The sequence below is a fragment of the Natronosalvus halobius genome (assembly GCF_024138145.1).
Lineage (GTDB): Archaea > Halobacteriota > Halobacteria > Halobacteriales > Natrialbaceae > Natronosalvus > Natronosalvus halobius.
Map to the genome: position 1 here is coordinate 421,614 of NZ_CP099997.1, position 16,073 is coordinate 437,686.

The 16,073-nt window shown below is 63.4% G+C and carries 18 protein-coding genes and 1 tRNA gene; 7 read left to right on the forward strand and 12 right to left on the reverse strand.

All coding sequences use genetic code 11. From position 1 onward, the window contains the following. Window positions 1–19: 19 nt before the first annotated feature. Window positions 20–505, reverse strand: a complete 486-nt coding sequence (locus tag NGM15_RS02035; protein WP_253434625.1) for an 8-oxo-dGTP diphosphatase — start codon at window positions 503–505, stop codon at window positions 20–22. Between the two features lie 214 nt (window positions 506–719). On the opposite strand from NGM15_RS02035, the gene NGM15_RS02040 reads away from it, so the two are divergent. Continuing rightward, window positions 720–1,379 carry a helix-turn-helix domain-containing protein gene (locus NGM15_RS02040; protein WP_253434628.1) on the forward strand — a complete coding sequence of 220 codons (660 nt, stop codon included), beginning with the start codon at window positions 720–722 and terminating at the stop codon, window positions 1,377–1,379. 68 nt (window positions 1,380–1,447) lie between these two features. Beyond that, the gene (locus NGM15_RS02045) at window positions 1,448–1,636 is read left to right on the forward strand and encodes a hypothetical protein (protein WP_253434631.1); all 189 of its coding nucleotides are present in this window, start codon (window positions 1,448–1,450) and stop codon (window positions 1,634–1,636) included. Between the two features lie 18 nt (window positions 1,637–1,654). Here the strand turns inward: NGM15_RS02045 and NGM15_RS02050 are convergent, their stop codons facing one another. After that, on the reverse strand, window positions 1,655–2,944 hold the full coding sequence (locus NGM15_RS02050; RefSeq protein WP_253434634.1) for an MFS transporter: 1,290 nt from the start codon (window positions 2,942–2,944) through the stop codon (window positions 1,655–1,657). A gap of 227 nt (window positions 2,945–3,171) precedes the next feature. Here NGM15_RS02050 and NGM15_RS02055 point away from each other — a divergent pair, with 227 nt between their 5' ends. Continuing rightward, the gene (locus tag NGM15_RS02055; RefSeq protein WP_253438207.1) at window positions 3,172–4,146 is read left to right on the forward strand and encodes an aldo/keto reductase; all 975 of its coding nucleotides are present in this window, start codon (window positions 3,172–3,174) and stop codon (window positions 4,144–4,146) included. A gap of 190 nt (window positions 4,147–4,336) precedes the next feature. Here the strand turns inward: NGM15_RS02055 and NGM15_RS02060 are convergent, their stop codons facing one another. Continuing rightward, a complete protein-coding gene (locus tag NGM15_RS02060; RefSeq protein ID WP_253434637.1) occupies window positions 4,337–4,933 on the reverse strand; it encodes a DUF6149 family protein in 597 nt (198 codons plus the stop codon). Between the two features lie 201 nt (window positions 4,934–5,134). On the opposite strand from NGM15_RS02060, the gene NGM15_RS02065 reads away from it, so the two are divergent. Then, the gene (locus NGM15_RS02065) at window positions 5,135–6,373 is read left to right on the forward strand and encodes an NAD(P)/FAD-dependent oxidoreductase (protein ID WP_253434640.1); all 1,239 of its coding nucleotides are present in this window, start codon (window positions 5,135–5,137) and stop codon (window positions 6,371–6,373) included. Window positions 6,374–6,561: 188 nt separating this feature from the next. Here the strand turns inward: NGM15_RS02065 and NGM15_RS02070 are convergent, their stop codons facing one another. Continuing rightward, window positions 6,562–7,137 (reverse strand): hypothetical protein, encoded by a 576-nt coding sequence (locus NGM15_RS02070; protein WP_253434643.1) that lies wholly within the window; start codon window positions 7,135–7,137, stop codon window positions 6,562–6,564. 394 nt (window positions 7,138–7,531) lie between these two features. Here NGM15_RS02070 and NGM15_RS02075 point away from each other — a divergent pair, with 394 nt between their 5' ends. After that, complete coding sequence (locus NGM15_RS02075; RefSeq protein ID WP_253434645.1) at window positions 7,532–7,930, forward strand: CBS domain-containing protein; 399 nt, start codon at window positions 7,532–7,534, stop codon at window positions 7,928–7,930. A gap of 86 nt (window positions 7,931–8,016) precedes the next feature. Here NGM15_RS02075 and NGM15_RS02080 read toward each other — a convergent pair whose 3' ends face one another. The 3 genes from NGM15_RS02080 to NGM15_RS02090 all read right to left on the reverse strand — a co-directional run bounded on the left by NGM15_RS02080 (window position 8,017) and on the right by NGM15_RS02090 (window position 9,933). Beyond that, window positions 8,017–8,391: a DUF7475 family protein gene (locus NGM15_RS02080; RefSeq protein WP_253434647.1), complete on the reverse strand. Its 375-nt coding sequence runs from the start codon at window positions 8,389–8,391 to the stop codon at window positions 8,017–8,019. 253 nt (window positions 8,392–8,644) lie between these two features. Further along, window positions 8,645–8,717 (reverse strand) — tRNA-Thr (locus NGM15_RS02085). 142 nt (window positions 8,718–8,859) lie between these two features. Further along, complete coding sequence (locus tag NGM15_RS02090) at window positions 8,860–9,933, reverse strand: class I SAM-dependent methyltransferase (protein WP_253434649.1); 1,074 nt, start codon at window positions 9,931–9,933, stop codon at window positions 8,860–8,862. 67 nt (window positions 9,934–10,000) lie between these two features. On the opposite strand from NGM15_RS02090, the gene NGM15_RS02095 reads away from it, so the two are divergent. Beyond that, the gene (locus NGM15_RS02095; RefSeq protein WP_253434651.1) at window positions 10,001–10,456 is read left to right on the forward strand and encodes a Rieske (2Fe-2S) protein; all 456 of its coding nucleotides are present in this window, start codon (window positions 10,001–10,003) and stop codon (window positions 10,454–10,456) included. Between the two features lie 129 nt (window positions 10,457–10,585). Here the strand turns inward: NGM15_RS02095 and ribB are convergent, their stop codons facing one another. From ribB to twy1, 3 genes are all read right to left on the reverse strand, one after another. Continuing rightward, window positions 10,586–11,278 (reverse strand): 3,4-dihydroxy-2-butanone-4-phosphate synthase, encoded by a 693-nt coding sequence (gene ribB / locus NGM15_RS02100; protein WP_253434653.1) that lies wholly within the window; start codon window positions 11,276–11,278, stop codon window positions 10,586–10,588. Between the two features lies 1 nt (window position 11,279). Further along, complete coding sequence (locus NGM15_RS02105; protein ID WP_253434655.1) at window positions 11,280–11,984, reverse strand: DUF120 domain-containing protein; 705 nt, start codon at window positions 11,982–11,984, stop codon at window positions 11,280–11,282. A gap of 273 nt (window positions 11,985–12,257) precedes the next feature. Then, window positions 12,258–13,310, reverse strand: a complete 1,053-nt coding sequence (gene twy1, locus NGM15_RS02110; RefSeq protein WP_253434656.1) for a 4-demethylwyosine synthase TYW1 — start codon at window positions 13,308–13,310, stop codon at window positions 12,258–12,260. A 506-nt stretch (window positions 13,311–13,816) separates the two neighbouring features. Between twy1 and NGM15_RS02115 the strand changes: the two genes are divergently transcribed. After that, window positions 13,817–13,996 carry a hypothetical protein gene (locus NGM15_RS02115; RefSeq protein WP_253434658.1) on the forward strand — a complete coding sequence of 60 codons (180 nt, stop codon included), beginning with the start codon at window positions 13,817–13,819 and terminating at the stop codon, window positions 13,994–13,996. A 128-nt stretch (window positions 13,997–14,124) separates the two neighbouring features. On the opposite strand, the gene NGM15_RS02120 is transcribed toward NGM15_RS02115, so the two are convergent. Further along, window positions 14,125–14,805, reverse strand: a complete 681-nt coding sequence (locus NGM15_RS02120) for an HAD-IIB family hydrolase (protein ID WP_253434660.1) — start codon at window positions 14,803–14,805, stop codon at window positions 14,125–14,127. Window positions 14,806–15,000: 195 nt separating this feature from the next. Then, complete coding sequence (locus tag NGM15_RS02125) at window positions 15,001–16,071, reverse strand: DUF7973 family transport facilitator (protein WP_253434663.1); 1,071 nt, start codon at window positions 16,069–16,071, stop codon at window positions 15,001–15,003. Window positions 16,072–16,073 lie beyond the last annotated feature (2 nt).

The window sequence follows — 16,073 nt, forward strand, 5'->3', positions numbered from 1 at the left end:
ATCGCGTGCGCCGACGCGGTCACTCCTCCAGCGACGCGCCGCGCTCGAGGTCGTAGTCGACGAACTCGGCCTCGTCGAGCGGTCGGCCGCCCTCGAATGCGAACGTTCCCTCGACGGTATCGCCCTCGAGCACCGCGGGCAGCCAGATGTGATCGTCCTCCCACATGCGGTCGTAGGGCACCTCCTCGATTGGAACCCACTCGGGGCGGGCCTCCGCGGTCGCCACCGGTTGGCCCTCGTAGGTCTCGGTTCGGAAGACGTGACAGACGGTGTGGGCCTCCCCGTCCAGGGTGAAGGTGAGTTCGCCGGCCCGTTCGAGTGCCTCGAGGGGAATCTCGAGGCCGACCTCCTCGCGCACCTCGCGAACGGCACACTCCCTCGGCGTCTCGCCGTCCTCGAGTTTGCCGCCGGGTCCGTTATACCACCCCTCGCCGAGTCCGCGTCGCTTCTCGATGAGGAGCACATCGTCGCCGTCCAGGACGAAACAGAGCGTCGCCTCGATCATGCTCGAGGGTTCGACTGGGCGGACAAAACTGGTGTGGTCCGCTGCGGCTGAGGTTTTGTTTCACCCCGAGGTAGACGGGCCTGATCTCGGCCGTTCGGATACGGCCACCCTCGTCGGATGAGACTCCCTGTCGATAATGGACCGTACGAACTACGTCTCTCGTTTCGATCCGCTCCACAAAATCGAAGGCCGATGCCAACAAATAGACTCAACGATGGCCACCGAAGCGACGTTTACCGTCCCCTCGAGTCAGTTCCCGCTGGGGACCGTATTCGAGCAGCTACCGAACGTGACGGTCACCCTGGAGCGGATTATCCCCGCACAGGACGTGGTAGTGCCCTACTTCTGGGTGCGAGGAACCGTCGTCGACGACATCGAGGAGGCGTTTACCGAACATCCCGGCGTCAGAGACATCCGTCTCGTCGACTCCGTCGCGGACGAGTACCTGTTGCGTGTCGAGTGGTCGGTCGAGTATTCGGGGGTGCTCAGTGCGCTCGTAGAGACGGAGATACCGCTCATCGAAGCCGTCGGCACGAGCCAGGAGTGGACGTTCGACGTTCGCGGTGACGACCGAAGCGACATCGCGGCCTTCCAGCAACACTGTAAGAGATTTGACGTACCGGTCACGCTGACGAGTCTCCACGCGTTGACACCGGTCGAGACGAACACCGAGGCGGCACTCACCGATCCCCAACAGGAAGCGCTGGTACTCGCCTTCGACCGCGGCTACTTCGAGACTCCCCGGGAGGTGACGATGTCGGAAGTCGGCGACGAACTCGGCATCTCCCAGCAGGCCGTCGCCTCTCGCCTTCGGCGCGGAATAAAGCACATTCTGGGGAGTACGCTCTCCGAGACGGGACGCTCGGACCGATAGATCGCTTAAAAGGGTTTTGTATAACGCGAAGCAATCCTGATGATCGTTCTCCGTCGAATACACGAACGATGCCCTCCAGTGAACGCGAGCGTACACTCGTCGCATGTTCTACCTGTGGAACCGCCTACGCTGCCACGAGCTGGCCCGACGGAAAACTGCAACCGATCGGAACGAAGAACGGCTGTCAGTGCGGGTCGACGGAGTTCCGCGAGGTCCGCGATCCAGAAACCGCCCCTCAGGAGGAAGAAGCCGACTGACCGGTTCGAAGCAGCGCGCTAGGCCTTCGCGTCGGTGCTCGAGTCCGCGTCCGTCCGGTCGAACAGGCGGTCGAGGCCGAGTGCGAGCGCGGCCGACAGGGTGGCTCCGACGAGGGCGAATCCGGCGAGCGCGACGAAGAAGGTCGCGAGGCCCGCCTCGCCGAGCAGAAATCCGCCGATGGCGATGCTGGTCGCGCCGAACCCGAACTCGCCGAGGTAGGTGTAACCGTAGGAGAGCCCGCGACTGTCGGCGGGCGTGTAGACGGCGACGGCGTTCTGGTAGAACGGCTGGATGGCGAACAGGACGAAGCCGAGGACGCCACAGAGAGCGAGCAGGGCGCCCAGGCCACGGTCGACGACGGGGACGAACGCGAGCGCGAGGGCGGCCAGGACGGCGAAGAGTGCGGCCAACCCGCGAGCCGCTGGAACGCGGTCCGTGAGCTTTCCGCCGGCGTACTGACCGGCCATGCCGACGACCAGCAGGCCGACGTAGACGTAGAAACCGGGATCGATGTCGTAGCGCTCGAGCGTCGGGAACAGTTCGAGTCCCTCGAGCGCCGGCAGGCCGGTCATGATTTCGGGCAGGTAGGTGAGCACGCCGCGGTAGTACAGCCCCTCGAAGGTGACGAGCACGAAGACGATGGCGAAGGCGCTGGCGAAGAGTGCCCGGGAGTTGGCGAGAAACTCCGGCAGCGAGAGTGCCTCGTCCGGCCCGGCGTCGACGTCGTCCGCGACCGCGGCGGTCGCGTCGAAGTTCGCACTGAGCCCGTAAGCGACGGCGACGAACCCGGGGGTCGCCAGCAGGGCGGCGACCACGGGCCACTCCAGGACGATCAACAGCGTGGCGGCGACGAACGGCCCGAGGGCGATGCCGAAGTTGCCGGCGATGCCGTGCCAGGCGAAGACGGTGCCACGCTCCTCAACGCCTGTGCTGATGAGCGCGAGTCCGGCGGGGTGGTAGACGCTGGCGGCGATACCCCACAGCAGGAGGCCGACGGCGACGGCGTAGATGGATTCCAGAATGGACGCCGCCGCGAGGACGACGAACGCGAGGCTCATCCCCAGCAGACAGAGCAGGATGAGCCGCTTCGGGCCGTACCGGTCGGCGAGGACGCCGCCGGGAAGGGCGCCGATGCCGAAGGGGGCGTACCCCAGCGCGACGACGAACCCGACGAGGGTGACGCTCACGTCGAACTCGGCGAGCCAGACGACGAGGAATATCGGGATCGAGGTCTCGAACCAGTGGACGAGGGCGTGACCCGCCATGGTGAAACCGGCGATCGAGCGGTCGTTCGAATCGAGAGACATGCGAGTCAGTGGTCAAACGGCTGGCGCCGGGGTACTTAGCCACTCGGAAATCGGCAGGGTGGTAGGCGACGTTCTGTGGCCGCGATCGTGGAGGTCGAGGACGAGGACGAGGTCGGGGTGGAAGACGAGGTCACGACCGAGAACACGACGTCAGTCCCCCCACGCTTTTATCGAATACCGGTGTGTGACGGGGTATGGCGGATCGGACGATCGGCTACGCCGACGAGATGGAGTACACGACCCTGGGCGAGACGGGACTCGAGGTCTCTCGTCTCTGTCTGGGCTGCATGAACTTCGGGAGCGCCGAGCCCTGGATGATCGACGACGAGGAGCAATCGATCGAGATCGTCGAGCGCGCACTGGATCTCGGGATCAATTTCCTGGACACGGCCAACGTCTACTCCCGCGGGGAGAGCGAAGAGATCGTCGGCCGGGCGGTCGAGCCCTACGACCGGGACGAACTCGCAATCGCGACGAAGGTGTTCGGGCGCATGGGCGACGGGCCGAATCGGCAGGGCCTCTCGAGGAAGCACATCTTCGACCAGTGTCGAGCGAGTCTCGAGCGCCTCGGGACCGACTACGTCGACCTCTACCAGATCCACCGGTGGGACGAGGAGACGCCGATCCAGGAGACCTTGCGCGCGCTCGACGCCCTGATCGACGAAGGAGTCGTTCGCTACGTCGGCGCGAGCACGATGACCGCCTACCAGTTCACGAAGGCGCTGTACACCGCCGACGTCGAGCACATCGAGCGGTTCGTCTGCATGCAACCGGAGTACAACGCCGTGGATCGCCACGAGGAGGCGAATCTCCTTCCCGTGTGCGCAGGCGAGGGAGTCGGCGTCATCCCCTGGTCGCCCCTGGCCGGCGGCTTTCTGACCGGAAAGTACGTCCAGGACGACGATCCCGACGAGGGGCGGGCCGCAACCGACGAGTACACGAGACGGCGCTTCACCGACGAGAACTGGGCCGTTCTCGAGGTCATCGAAGAGCTCGCCGAGGAACGGGGCGCGACCCCTGCACAAGTGTCGCTGGCCTGGCTCCTCCACAAGGACGTCGTCGACGCGCCGATCGTCGGCCCGCGGTCGATCGATCACCTGGAGGAGAACGTGGAAGCCGTCGGGTTCCAGTTGACGGAGGGTGACCTCGAGCGCATCGAAGAGCCAATCGATCCGCGGTGGCCTGCGCCGGGGAAGAACTGACGAGGCGACCAGACGAGGCGAAGACGACACCGTCGACGAGTTCAGTCAAGTGCATTGCTCGCGCTGGTATTCGGGGTCGGAGGGGCAGCGCTGATCGTGAAATCGATTCGCCGAAACCACTTTTCTCGATACCGTCCGTTCTGATGGGCGAGGGAGTTCGCCGGCTATTCAATTTCGGACGGCGTAACGGCTACTCTTCCTCGAGCGACTCGTCGTTCACGCCGACGGCTCTCGAGACGTCCACTGTCCCTGGCTCATCCTGGCCACCGACGACCAACTCACCGTCTTCGTTCTCGACGTAGACGTCGTCGGCGAACCCGCCCTCGGCGTGGGGATGCTCCGGGTTCTGGAGTCGTTCGGGCGTCGACGGCGCCTCCGGAAGCCCACCGTCGGGCCTGAACTCCCCCAGGGGTCGATCGATCGTGATCCCCCAGGTCGCGAAGAAGTCGTGGTACCGGTCGTAGTGGTCCTCGAGTTCGTCGGCGGGGAACTCCATCATTTCGGTCCAACCGTGGTTGTAGAAGTCGAAATTCGCCTGGATGTGCGTGATCTCGCGGGCCTCGGCCTCGGAGTACCCGGCGCGCAGGGCCTCGAGGTAGCTGTCCATCGTCGCCTCGAAGAGGCCGTCCAGGTGGGCCTTGCGCTCGTCGGCGCGGGCCGGATCGGCTTTCCCCAGGAAAATTTTCGTGTGGAGGCGAACGAGACCCGAAATGGCCACCGAGCGAACGACTGGGGTCTCGAGGGCCTTCCGGGAGGCGAAGTGACGAGCGTTCTGTCGAAGCTTCATGCCCGTGGGTTAGGCCGCGACCCTAATGAGCGATGTGGAGGAAGATCCGCGTAAACTTGCACTACAAAATCGATAGTGCCGTCGTACGGCCCGAGTATCCGGCCCAATTCGCGTGCATTGTGGAGGCAAAGTGCGACGATTCGAGATCGAAGGTAGTCCAGATAGCAACCGACTTTAACCCCCGTTACGAAATTTCCCGACATGACCGAGTACGTTATCATCGGGGATGGGATCTCCGGCAGTTCGGCCGCGGAGACACTCCGGGAGGAGGACCCGGAGTCGTCGATCACCGTCATCACCGATGAGGGCGAACCGCTGTACAATCGCATCCTGATCAAAGAACACGCCAAAGGCAAACTGCCCGAGGCCCCGATCTCGATCCACGACGAGGACTGGTACGACGAGCGTAACATCGACCTCTCGCTCAACACGCACGTGACGACGATCGACACCGACGAGAAGGTCGTCCGCACCCACGAGAAAGACGACGTCCCCTACGACAAACTGCTGATCGCGACGGGCGGAACGCCCACGCAGTTGCCGGTCGAAAACAGCGACGCCGAGGGCGTCCACCACTTCTGGACGTTCCAGGACGCCCGGAAAATCCGCGAGAGCGCCGAAGCCGCCGACGACGCGGTCATCGTCGGCGCCGGATTGTTGGGCATCGACTTCGCGGCGGTCTGTGGCTCCCAGGGAGTCGACGGCAAGTTCCTGATGCGCGGGGACCGCTGGTGGCGCTACGCGCTCTCGGCCGACGGCGCCGAGATCATGCACGACGGGATGCGAAGCGTGGGCGTCGAGCCGATCTTCGACAGCGGCGTCAGCGAGTTCGAGGTCGACGACGACGGCCGCGTCGAGGCCGCCATCGGCGGCGACGGCAACCGCTACCCGTGTGACTTCGCCGGCGTCGCGATCGGTCTGACGTTCAACACCGAATTCCTCCACGACACCGACATCGAGCAGGACAACGGCATCGTCGTCGACGAGTACATGCAGACGAACCTCGAGGACGTCTACGCGGCGGGCGACCTGACGCAGTTCTACGACGTTCTCCTGGGAGAACAGGCCCAGAACGGCTCCTGGGGCTCGGCCAAAGAGCAGGGGCGAGTCGCGGGCATCAACATGGCTGCCGACAACGAGGCCGAGCCCTTCGAATGGGTTTCCTCGTATTCGATCACTCACTTCGACTTCCCGTTCCTCTCGTTTGGCCACCCCACCCTGGGCGACGAACACGCAGAACGTCGCTACTCCGACACCGAGTGGCGCCGCATCGCGTTCAAGGACGGCAAGGTCGTCGGTGGCGTCCTCATCGGCGACCTCTCCGCCCAGAGCAAGCTCAAACAACTCATGCGCCAACAGCGTATCGTCGCCGACCAGGCCGAGGTCCTCCTGGAGAAGCGGGTCGACCTGGACGAACTCGCGCCGAGCCAGGATCAATAATCGGCCGGTCATCGTCGGAGAACTCCTGTCGCGCTCATTCATCGAGACACAGTTGGTCTTGTCGAAACCCGCATACGATAACAGATTTCAGCCGTTGTGCTGAACTCACAACGCGAATGTCACACGAGGCCTGGCTCGATTTTCGAAGGTGGTGATCGGTCACTACAGGGAGAGCAAATACGACTTCACTAGTCGTCTTTCGCGTACTTCTCGTGATTCTCGTACGTCAAATCTCGATTGTCTCCTGCGCCTGACTCATCGCAACCGGTGTGAAGAATACGTGGCTCATCGTCGATTATTTCTACCCCGAGAGCGGTCTCGCCACCCACTTCAGGCCCCTCCTCGTGTGCGCACGTAAGAACCGTCCAGTCAAACGTATCAACCTTCTTCTCGAATTTGGCTGTAATTGCATATTCGTTCCCTACCTTGGCGATATCTGGAATCTCGATCCCCGTCTCTGGGGGGACGGCATACACGTTTTCGATGAGAACGTTTCGATCAGATTTTCGTTCGACGATTACTTCTACGACGATTTCTGTCTCTATGGTGTTCTCTATAAATATCGAGTCGTGCCTCGTTTCGTCGTAGGTGTACGAGTTGTCGTCAGTTGGCTGGCCACCCGAATCGTCATTTTGCTCGTTGGTATCTCCAGGAGTGTTATCATTGCCATCAGACGCTCTGGAAGTAGAAACTTCATCAAGACAGCCAGCGATGGGCAGTGAGAAGGCGATTCCAGTGCCCGCAACGAACGTGCGCCGTTTCATAATCAATTCAACATGATGTGTGAATAAATGCGTTCTGCAAGGTCAAACGCATTTTATCCCTTCTCCAAGTACACAATAGCCACCCGTGTGCAAGAATTGGCATCTCCCTGAGATAGCGAAATAAATTAGCCGTGCTGCACACGTTTCCTGTACTCGACAGGAACTTCACATCAATTTTCGACAACTTCAATAGAGCTACACAGAGCTCGGTAGGGTGTCGTGACCGCATGAACTCGATTACCCGGCACAGCGCCACCTATTCACCACGTTTGACGCGCTGTGAGGATGAGTCATCGGAGCTGACACGTCGGTGACTGCGGGTCGCGCTCGAGCAAGCCGAGCTATCGCCCCATTGCGTGAGAATATTTATAGCCGGACTCCAATACCACCACGTATGGACGACATTTTCGTTGCCAGATTGATGAGCTCGGATCTCATAACGGTCGCCCCCGACACCCTCGTCGAGGACGCCGGCCAGACGATGCTCGAGAACGGCATTAGCTCACTCGTCGTGGTCGACGACGACGGTCGCCTCGAGGGGATCCTGACGACGACCGACTTCGTCACTATCGTCGCTGAGAGCTATCCAAAAGCGGAGACGACCGTCGAGCGCTACATGACGACCGATGTCGTGACCGTTTCGCCCCAGCAGCCGATCACCGAGGTGGCGAACGTAATGCTCGAAAACGGGGTCCACCACCTGCCGGTCGTCGACCAGGACGAGGGCGTCGTCGGCATCGTCACGACGACCGACCTGGCGGGGTACCTGACGACGATGCGGGCGTCGGTGTAAAGGTCTCGGAACCGAAACTCGAGTTGCGGTAGACGCTGCGGTATTCTGAGGATCGAGGTGAAATCCGTCGCATCCGATTCGCGTGATCATTCTCCTGCCGCCGCGGCAAAGACATCGTCACGTAAAAACAGGTAGATCGCGAGGGCGATGAAAGCCGACGCTACGATGCCCGTAAGGATCCCGATCGGAAACCGCTCCATTCCTTCGAGTACCCAGAGGATACCGAGATACAGCGCAAACAACGCGCCGACGAGGTATAGCACGGGGCGCCAGTACGGCGTCGCGTAGAGGAGCGGCCCACCGAGGAAGAGGAGACCGATGACGACGAACTCCGTGATCAGTTCGTCGGGCGTGAATGGAGCGACGAGACCCAGGTACAGGTGGATCCCCGCCAGGAGAAGACCCAGGGCCAGCAACACCCAGTTAAGCGTGTCCGTTTCCGGTCTCACTCCGAATTGCATGACGTCCCTAGTACCAGAAATGGGTGGATAAATGTTCTCGCCCGGTCACCCCCGCTTTTTCCGAGAACGTCGTCGAACCCACGTTTCGTCTGGCGTCCGCGTCGACCGAGCGCACACGTCAATTCCCGGCGCACAGAGTACTCGAGAGACCGCGGCTGTGAACGGCAGTGAGACGTAGAACTCGCTCGCGGCCGTGGGGTCGTACCCGACTCGAATCCAGCAGTCGCTCGTTCGGTGACGGTCGAACAGAAAGAGCCAGTAGAGGGATTTGAACCCTCGACCTAATCCTTACGAAGGATTCGCTCTGCCAGCTGAGCTATACTGGCGCAGGTGTCTGCGTCCACTTCTACGTAGGACCGATAGCCGGCATAAGGATTGCGAATCGAGTCTGTCGCTCGAGTCGTGTTCGATCTCTTTCACCGAGTCCGGTTCGGTCACCTTTCAACGCGGCTGGTTTTGACCATCGCCTCACAGCCGCTCGAGGTGCACGTCCAGGCAGACGTTGAGTTCGTGAGGCGCGTAGGATCGAACGACGCGCCGGGTCTCGACAGTCACCTCGTACTCGGGTTCCGCTGCTGCGCGAATCGCTCGCTCTCCTGGACCGAAGGGATCGTCCTCGTGCTGGATGTCGTAGTAGTGAATTACGCAGTCGTCACCGGCGATCGTCACCGCAGACTCGAGGAATGCGTCCGCACTGTGAGGGAGATTCATCACGATCCGATCGGCCCAGCCCTCGTAGTCGGGGGCGACCTCGCGGACGTCGGCGTCGATCGCCGTCACCCGATCCACGACGCCGTTCAGATCGGCGTTCTCCTGGAGGTACTCGATCGCGATTTCGTTGACGTCGACGCCGACGCACTCGGCGCCGCGTCTTGCGAACGGGATCACGAACGGGCCGACGCCCGCGAACATGTCGAAGACGCGCTCGCCCTCGGTCGCCTGCTCGACGACCCGGTGGCGTTCGGTGGCGAGACGCGGCGAGAAGTACACCGACGCGAGGTCGAGTGCGAACTCACAGCCGTACTCCCGGTGGACGACGGTCGTGCCCTCGCCGGCAACCACGTTCCAGTCGCGCACGCGAGTCTCGCCCTTGATCTTCGAGGCCTTGTTCAGGACCGTCTCGAGGGGCAGGTCGGACGCGAGGATGGCGGCGGCGATCTCCTGGGCCCGCTGTGGGTCGTCTTCCTCCAGGAGCGCGGTGTCGCCCAGTCGTTCGTAGGAAGGCTCGAAGCCGAGGAGATCCGCGGGCATCGTCTGTGTATCGCGAGCGGGTACGTCCTGGTCGACGAGCGCGTAGTCCACCTCGAGATCCTCGAGATCCGAGAGCAGGGCGTCTACCGGGCGTCCGCTCTCGCCGTCCGTTTCGCTCTCGCCCTCGTCGTCCGCTTCGCTCGAGTACCCACCCTGGACCGCGACTGGAACGTAGAGCCAGCCGTCCTCGACGGTGATCTCGAACTCGTCGGCGATCAGGTCCGCGTCGGCAAGCCGACTCCGAACGGTCTCGCCGTGTTCGGGGCGAACGCGGACACACGGCACGTTCATATCTCCTGTCGCCACTCCGATGTCCTAACGGTGACGTTTTGTCGCTCGCGTCGGAACCGGCCCATACATGGCAGGTCGGACGGAACTCACGACGGTCGAGACGGTCCACGAATCGCGGTCGTGGCTGTTCACGGTTCGCGACCGCTACGGCGAGGCCGAGGAGGCGATCCTCGTCCCTTGCGAGGACGGCGTCGAGGGGTGGATCAACCGTTGTATGCACGAACCGCAACGACTCGACGTCGGCCGCGGCGTCGCGATGCGCGACGAGGAGATCATCTGCCCACGACACGGCTCGATGTACGACGCCTGTTCGGGGGCGTGCGATAACGGCGAAGCCGCTGGGACTCGGCTCGTCGGCGTCGACGTGACCGTCGAGGACGGCCGGGTCTTCCTGACGGATTCGATATACCGCTTCGACCACGAGGGCAACCTCCAGGACGACGGAGACGTGGACGAAAACGGGAACGGGAGCGACGAAGACGGCGACGGCGGTCCATCGTCGACCTCACATCTCTCCTTTTGAGGGAGTCAGTCGACGGTGTTCGAGGCCTATAAAGGGCGAGAAAGGCCTCGAGCGGAGTCGATATAACCAAATATCGAGAGCGCTCGAGAAGCTTGATCTCGAGAGCACTCGAACTACCTGCCCTCGAGATCAGTCGAGATACCCGAGTACGTCGCTCCCCTCGAGGTAGACGAAGTCGTGTCGCTCGGCGTAGGCTCGCGCGTCCGCAGGCGCGAGCGCCTCGCCAGTCCGGTCGTCGAGCATCTCACAGACGACGACGGCGGGCGGCAGGTCGGCCTCGAGGGCCAGCGCGACGCCCAGTTCGGTGTGGCCCTCGCGCTGAGCGAGGAGGTCGGGGGCCGCCCGAAGCAGGTGGACGTGACCGGGGACGCGAAACTCCTCGGCGAAGTCGGTTTCGTCCGGGTCGGCGGCGGCCTCGCCGAGCGACTGGATTGTCAGCGAACGGTCGTTATCGGTGATTCCGGTGTAGGTATCGCGGTGGTTGACCGTCACGGAGAACGACGACCGCTCGTCGTAGCCCAGGTCGTGGCCGGCCGTGGCCGGGTGGTCGACGGCGTCGTCGTAGAACGGGAGGTCGAACGCGTCGGCGACTGCGTCCTCGAACGCGACGCAGACGAGGCCGCCGGCATCGTTGCGCAGTCGGGAGACGGCCTCGGGCGTGACGGCGTCGGCGTGGTAGATCAGGTCGGTCTCGCCCTCGCGGTCGGCCGCGTCGTGGACGAGAATCGGCTCGCCAGCCTGCAGGCGCTCGAGGGCGGCGTCGACGGCTGCGGCAGCTGTCAGCGGTTCCTGGCGGGGGTTGGTAGTGTCAGATCCGTTCATGTTAGCGGTCTCCGACGGTGATCGCCACGTGGTCGTCGTCCTGGAGGTCGAGTTCGTCGCGGAGTTTCGCAGGCGCGATCAACTCGAGTTGGTCCTCGTCGTGGTGGGTTCGTTCGGGGGCGATCGCGTGGACAGTCTCGTAAACGTCGCCGTCGGCCGTCTCGATAGTGGCGGGGTGACAGACGGCGGGGCCGTAGGTGCGCTCGTCGTTCTCCCAGCCGTCGATCGGAATCGACTCGAGGGAGGCCATCGCCCGGCGCCGTCGTATGCTCTCGTCCTGGAGGTCGATGTTGAGCGTTCCGGGGAACGGCTCGTAGCCCAGACGGTCGGAAAATTGGCGGCTATAGCCGGGCAGTGAGATGTAGTGGCGTCCCTCGCCCATGCCGCTGGTGACGACGCCCTCGAGTTCGACCTCGGGGTCGGCCTCGAAGAGCCGTTTGTACTCCTCGTACTCGGTGCGAAGCGCGCCCTCGCCCGCGTCGGTGACGACGACCCACTGGCCGTCCGCGACGGTGTCGCGCTCGAGGTAGCCCGCACTCTCGAGACGCTGGAGACGTCGCGAGGCGGTCTGGTTCGACGCCTCGAGTCGATCCGCGAGGGCCGAACAGGAAATTTTGTGGTCGCCCTCGAGACCGCCGTCGAGCGCGAGAAGTTTGAGCACGGCGAGTTCGTCGTGCCCGACGGTGGTCGATACGGTCTCGTGCATACGCGACGGTTCGCCCCTCCGTGGCATAAGCGTACCGAATGTGGCACGCATTCCAAAACTGTTATGGGATTGTCGGCGGTTTATCGCTTCGACGGCCCGAGAATTCTCTCGAGATTGTGTTTCGACTCCATCGGTATGTATCGATCGGTCCGTCCCATTTTCGAGACCGACAGCCGTGGGTACTGCTTCGAGAGGCGGGTCTTCCTCTACCTGGACTGTCGTCTCGACACTGACGGTCGGAGGTGATCCAATCAAGGCCAAACGGAGGACCACTCAGTCGCTCGAGACAGGGTCGCGCTCCCAGAACGAACTGTCCTTCTTCAGTTTTGGAACCCAGGTGTCACTCGTCTTCGAGAGCAGGGCGACCCGCGAGGCGGGAACCTCCTTCACCTCGGTGAATTCGGGCATGTGGGAGGCGACCTCGCGCGCGAACTCGGCGACGTCTTCGTGGTCGGGCATCGAGGATCTGTCGAGTCGGCCGCGGGAGTGCCCGACGTGCATGTACGCCTTGAGCTCGACGAAGTCGGGGTCGGCCCGCTGGTAGAAGGCGGCGTACCAGTCCGGGTCGCGCATGTTCTCGCCGTCGATCAACGTCGTCCGTAAGACCGTGCGCGTCTCGTCCTTTTCGGCGAGTACGTCCATCGTCTCGACGAGGTGCTCCCAGGCGTCGTCCTCCATCGCTTTGACGACCTGGTCGAACGTCCAGCGCTCGGGGGCGTCGACGCTGACGTAGAGCTGGGTCGGGTCGCACTCGCGCAGGACCTCGGGGCGGGTGCCGTTCGAGACGAGGAACGTCGTGACGTCACGGTCGTGGAACGCCTCGAGTAGCTCGGGGAGATAGGGATACAAGGAAGGCTCGCCGTCGAGGCTGATGGCGACGTGGCGGGGTTCCATCGCCTCCTCGAACACGGATCGAGGGACCTGGTCGTTGCCGCCGAATCCCGAGAGGAGCTTCTTCTGGAGGCGGATGGAGGCGTCGACGACGGCCTCGGGGTCGTCCCACTCGACGCCCTCGAGTTCGTAGGCGTGGCCGTTGTGGTCGCGCCAGCAGAAGACGCAGCGCTCGTTACAGCGGACGACGGGCGTCATCTGGATACACCGATGCGATTCGATGCCATACCAGATGTTCTTGTAGCACTTGCCCTCACCGCGGAGGGCGTTGGCCGTCCACCCGCAGGTCTGGGCGGCGGTGTGGTTCTCGTGGTGGTAGTTCGGCGAGTCGACCTGCATCGGTCCGCCACTGTCGTCCCCGTCTACGTTCACGTCTACGTCTACGTCGCCGTCCTCCGACGACGCATCGGCCCCGGAATCCGCGGCGTTGCTCATGGATAGTGCATGTGTCCGATACGGTAAAAGGAGAGTGGTCGACCGCTCTATCCCTCCACGAGTTGTAGAAGCGGTCCAGGCGTCCAGGAACGTCGATGCCGTTCCACAATTCGTCAGGCGTGACAGTCTCCTAAATTGTGACAGCAGATTATGTATTTTGGTCGTGGTAGCTGTCCTATGCGTCGTAGACAGTACCTGATCATCGGTGGTGGCGTACTTGCCGCGTTCACGGGTGGAATTGCCAATTTCGAGCGCGTAGCGGCCCAGGAGGAAGATGCCGACCTGTTCGAGCAGTTCGTCACGGTCGTCCAGAACCTCTACGAGGATCGCGGCGCCGACCTCGTCGACGCCGATCACGGTCGATTGCTCGTCGACGTGACCGTAACGACCGGGAGTGACGAATTAACCGAGTCCACGTTCCACGAGGAAGTGGGCAGTCTCGTCGGAGCGTTCGCGGATTCGTCGGCGAAGCCGAGGATCCGCCGTCGCTGGGACTACGCGTCTGGGTGTATTCGAGCGTCCAGGACGCAGAGGCCGCAGTCGATGCTGGCAACGAAGACAGCGCCCCGGAAGGACTTGCAAGCTATGCTGCTAACAGCGAATGGGCACGCGAGGACTACGAAACCGGGGAGATGGACCAATACGCATTCGACGTCCTGTTCACGATCGACCCGCCACCGTTCTGACTGTCGATCGCCTCGACGACGAGAAATGACGGAGGCTCACTGTCGGTACGGGTGTTGTAACAGTCGTCATGCCCTCGAAAGAGTCGGTTTCTCAGAAAGAAGCACAAAGGATGCCCGCTTAGATGCGTTCATTCACCGCGAACGCGCTCGAGCACCGCCAGTGTCCCGTCTGCGTGAGCCGTCTCGAGCACCTCACCGGCCGCCGCCTTCGCGGCGTCGTCCGCATTGGCGACGGCGAAACTCCGACCCACGGTCTCGAACGTCGAGATGTCGTTCTCGGAGTCGCCGACGGCCACCGCGTCCTGGAGGGCGAAGCCGACGTGCTCGGCCAGGCGAGCGACGCCGCGGCCCTTGCTCGTCTCCGGACTGACGACGTGGTAGGCGTAGCCGGTGTCCAGGACATCGAGGCCGTACTCGGCGGCCAGTTTCCGCAGCGGTCCTTCGGGTTGCTCGTGGTTGACGGCGACCTCGGTCTGACGCCAGCGGTTGACCGTGTCCTCGGGCCCCCAGCCGAGGTCGTAGCCGGCCTCCTGGTAGGCCTCCGCGACGGCCTGGGCGGCAGCGGGGTCGGCGGTGTAGTGGACGGACTCGCCGGTGTAGACGACGCCGCCGTTTTCGGCGACGACGAGTTCGGGGATCGCCGCGAAGTGACAGAGGGCGACGGGATACGGGAACGCTTTTCCGGTGGCGACGACGACCGGGGCGTCCCACTCGAGCAGCGGATCGAAGATGCGAGGGTCGATTCCCCACCCCTCCGGGCGGGTGAGCGTGCCGTCGATGTCGAGGACGAGCGGCGGGTCGGCGGTCATATCGAAAGGTGCTCGAGGCGAGGCCTAAAGGGGTCGGTTTTCGGTAGCGTCGGGCACGGTTGCGTTCCAGCTATATGCGGGGTCGGCTGGGTGCACGCGGTGTCGAGACGAACGGTGCCTCTCGAGGCGGGCGTGAGTGGGCTGGACCCGAGGTCGCTGCTGTGCGTGTAACTCAGAAGGGGTGGTGATCAAAGGTTAGGGCGTCGGGACCCAGACCGTCGTGGGGAAGATGCCGAGGAAGAACGCCACGGCGATCAGGATCGTCCCGAAGACGATGGCCGCCGCGGGCGGGTCCCAGTGGGTGTCGCCGTGGGCGTAGAACACCCGCTGGAACACTTCCCCGAACAGGGCACAGACGATCCCGAAGATGGCGGCGACGATCAGGGCGACCTCGTTGCTGGTCCCCGCGAGAATCGCGTCGCCGCTCGCGACGACCGCGAGCGCGGCCGTCGAGGACGGGAGCGTGATGTGGTGGGTGACCGGAATCTTCTCGACGCCGCAGTTGAGGAAGACGAGGGAGGCGGCGCTGATACCGAACGCCAGGAACGGGCTCTCGGTGACGATTGCCGTGTACCCGCCCAGGAGGCCGCCAGCCAGCCCGATCATGGCGACGTGGTCCCACTCGTACTGGTGGGGGAGCCACGGTTCGACGGCGAGACGCGAACTCTGGGCAGCTGCTGCCTCCGTCTCTGCTCCCGATTCCACTTCGCCACCGTCGGTAATCGTCCGCGTCTCCTCGCGCTCGAACGGCGTCATGTCGAAGTAGCCCGTTCCGCGAACCTTCCCGATGATGCTGTAGCCCAGGATCAGCCGGTGGAACAGGGCCGAGAGGACGACCCCCATTGCGATGGGATCCCAGGGCAACCCGAGCGTCCCCGAGGTCACCTGAAGGACGTACCCGAGAACGCCGAAGGCGCCGCCCACGGCGAGCACGTCGGGTTTCGTCCCGAGGGCGTAGGCGATGTTCTTCGCCTCGTGGTAGTCGAATGCGGTGTCGATGTAGCCCCGACGAGCGGCGTAGGCCGTCGCTGCAGCACCGCCGGCGAAGCTAATCGCCGGCGAGAACGGCGGGCCGAACGCGACCTGTGCGGTGATTGCTTCGGCATCCGGATTGACGAGCGTCGCCGCCTCACCCGCGATGACCATGAACCCCGTAAAGATGAACGCCGGGAGCGCCCCGAGGGCCGCCCCGAACGCACCGCCACCGAACGCGGCGAGGAGCATCTCGAGGTCGAGCAGTGCCTCGAGGAGTTCACCGAGAACCATGG

Excerpts from the sequence above, each read along its gene's own strand:
- NGM15_RS02035 (WP_253434625.1), bottom strand. The coding sequence starts at position 505 with ATGATCGAGGCGACGCTCTGTTTCGTCCTGGACGGCGACGATGTGCTC.
- NGM15_RS02040 (WP_253434628.1), top strand. The coding sequence starts at position 720 with ATGGCCACCGAAGCGACGTTTACCGTCCCCTCGAGTCAGTTCCCGCTG.
- NGM15_RS02045 (WP_253434631.1), top strand. The coding sequence starts at position 1,448 with ATGCCCTCCAGTGAACGCGAGCGTACACTCGTCGCATGTTCTACCTGT.
- NGM15_RS02050 (WP_253434634.1), bottom strand. The coding sequence starts at position 2,944 with ATGTCTCTCGATTCGAACGACCGCTCGATCGCCGGTTTCACCATGGCG.
- NGM15_RS02055 (WP_253438207.1), top strand. The coding sequence starts at position 3,172 with ATGGAGTACACGACCCTGGGCGAGACGGGACTCGAGGTCTCTCGTCTC.
- NGM15_RS02060 (WP_253434637.1), bottom strand. The coding sequence starts at position 4,933 with ATGAAGCTTCGACAGAACGCTCGTCACTTCGCCTCCCGGAAGGCCCTC.
- NGM15_RS02065 (WP_253434640.1), top strand. The coding sequence starts at position 5,135 with ATGACCGAGTACGTTATCATCGGGGATGGGATCTCCGGCAGTTCGGCC.
- NGM15_RS02070 (WP_253434643.1), bottom strand. The coding sequence starts at position 7,137 with ATGAAACGGCGCACGTTCGTTGCGGGCACTGGAATCGCCTTCTCACTG.
- NGM15_RS02075 (WP_253434645.1), top strand. The coding sequence starts at position 7,532 with ATGGACGACATTTTCGTTGCCAGATTGATGAGCTCGGATCTCATAACG.
- NGM15_RS02080 (WP_253434647.1), bottom strand. The coding sequence starts at position 8,391 with ATGCAATTCGGAGTGAGACCGGAAACGGACACGCTTAACTGGGTGTTG.
- NGM15_RS02090 (WP_253434649.1), bottom strand. The coding sequence starts at position 9,933 with ATGAACGTGCCGTGTGTCCGCGTTCGCCCCGAACACGGCGAGACCGTT.
- NGM15_RS02095 (WP_253434651.1), top strand. The coding sequence starts at position 10,001 with ATGGCAGGTCGGACGGAACTCACGACGGTCGAGACGGTCCACGAATCG.
- ribB (WP_253434653.1), bottom strand. The coding sequence starts at position 11,278 with ATGAACGGATCTGACACTACCAACCCCCGCCAGGAACCGCTGACAGCT.
- NGM15_RS02105 (WP_253434655.1), bottom strand. The coding sequence starts at position 11,984 with ATGCACGAGACCGTATCGACCACCGTCGGGCACGACGAACTCGCCGTG.
- twy1 (WP_253434656.1), bottom strand. The coding sequence starts at position 13,310 with ATGAGCAACGCCGCGGATTCCGGGGCCGATGCGTCGTCGGAGGACGGC.
- NGM15_RS02120 (WP_253434660.1), bottom strand. The coding sequence starts at position 14,805 with ATGACCGCCGACCCGCCGCTCGTCCTCGACATCGACGGCACGCTCACC.
- NGM15_RS02125 (WP_253434663.1), bottom strand. The coding sequence starts at position 16,071 with ATGGTTCTCGGTGAACTCCTCGAGGCACTGCTCGACCTCGAGATGCTC.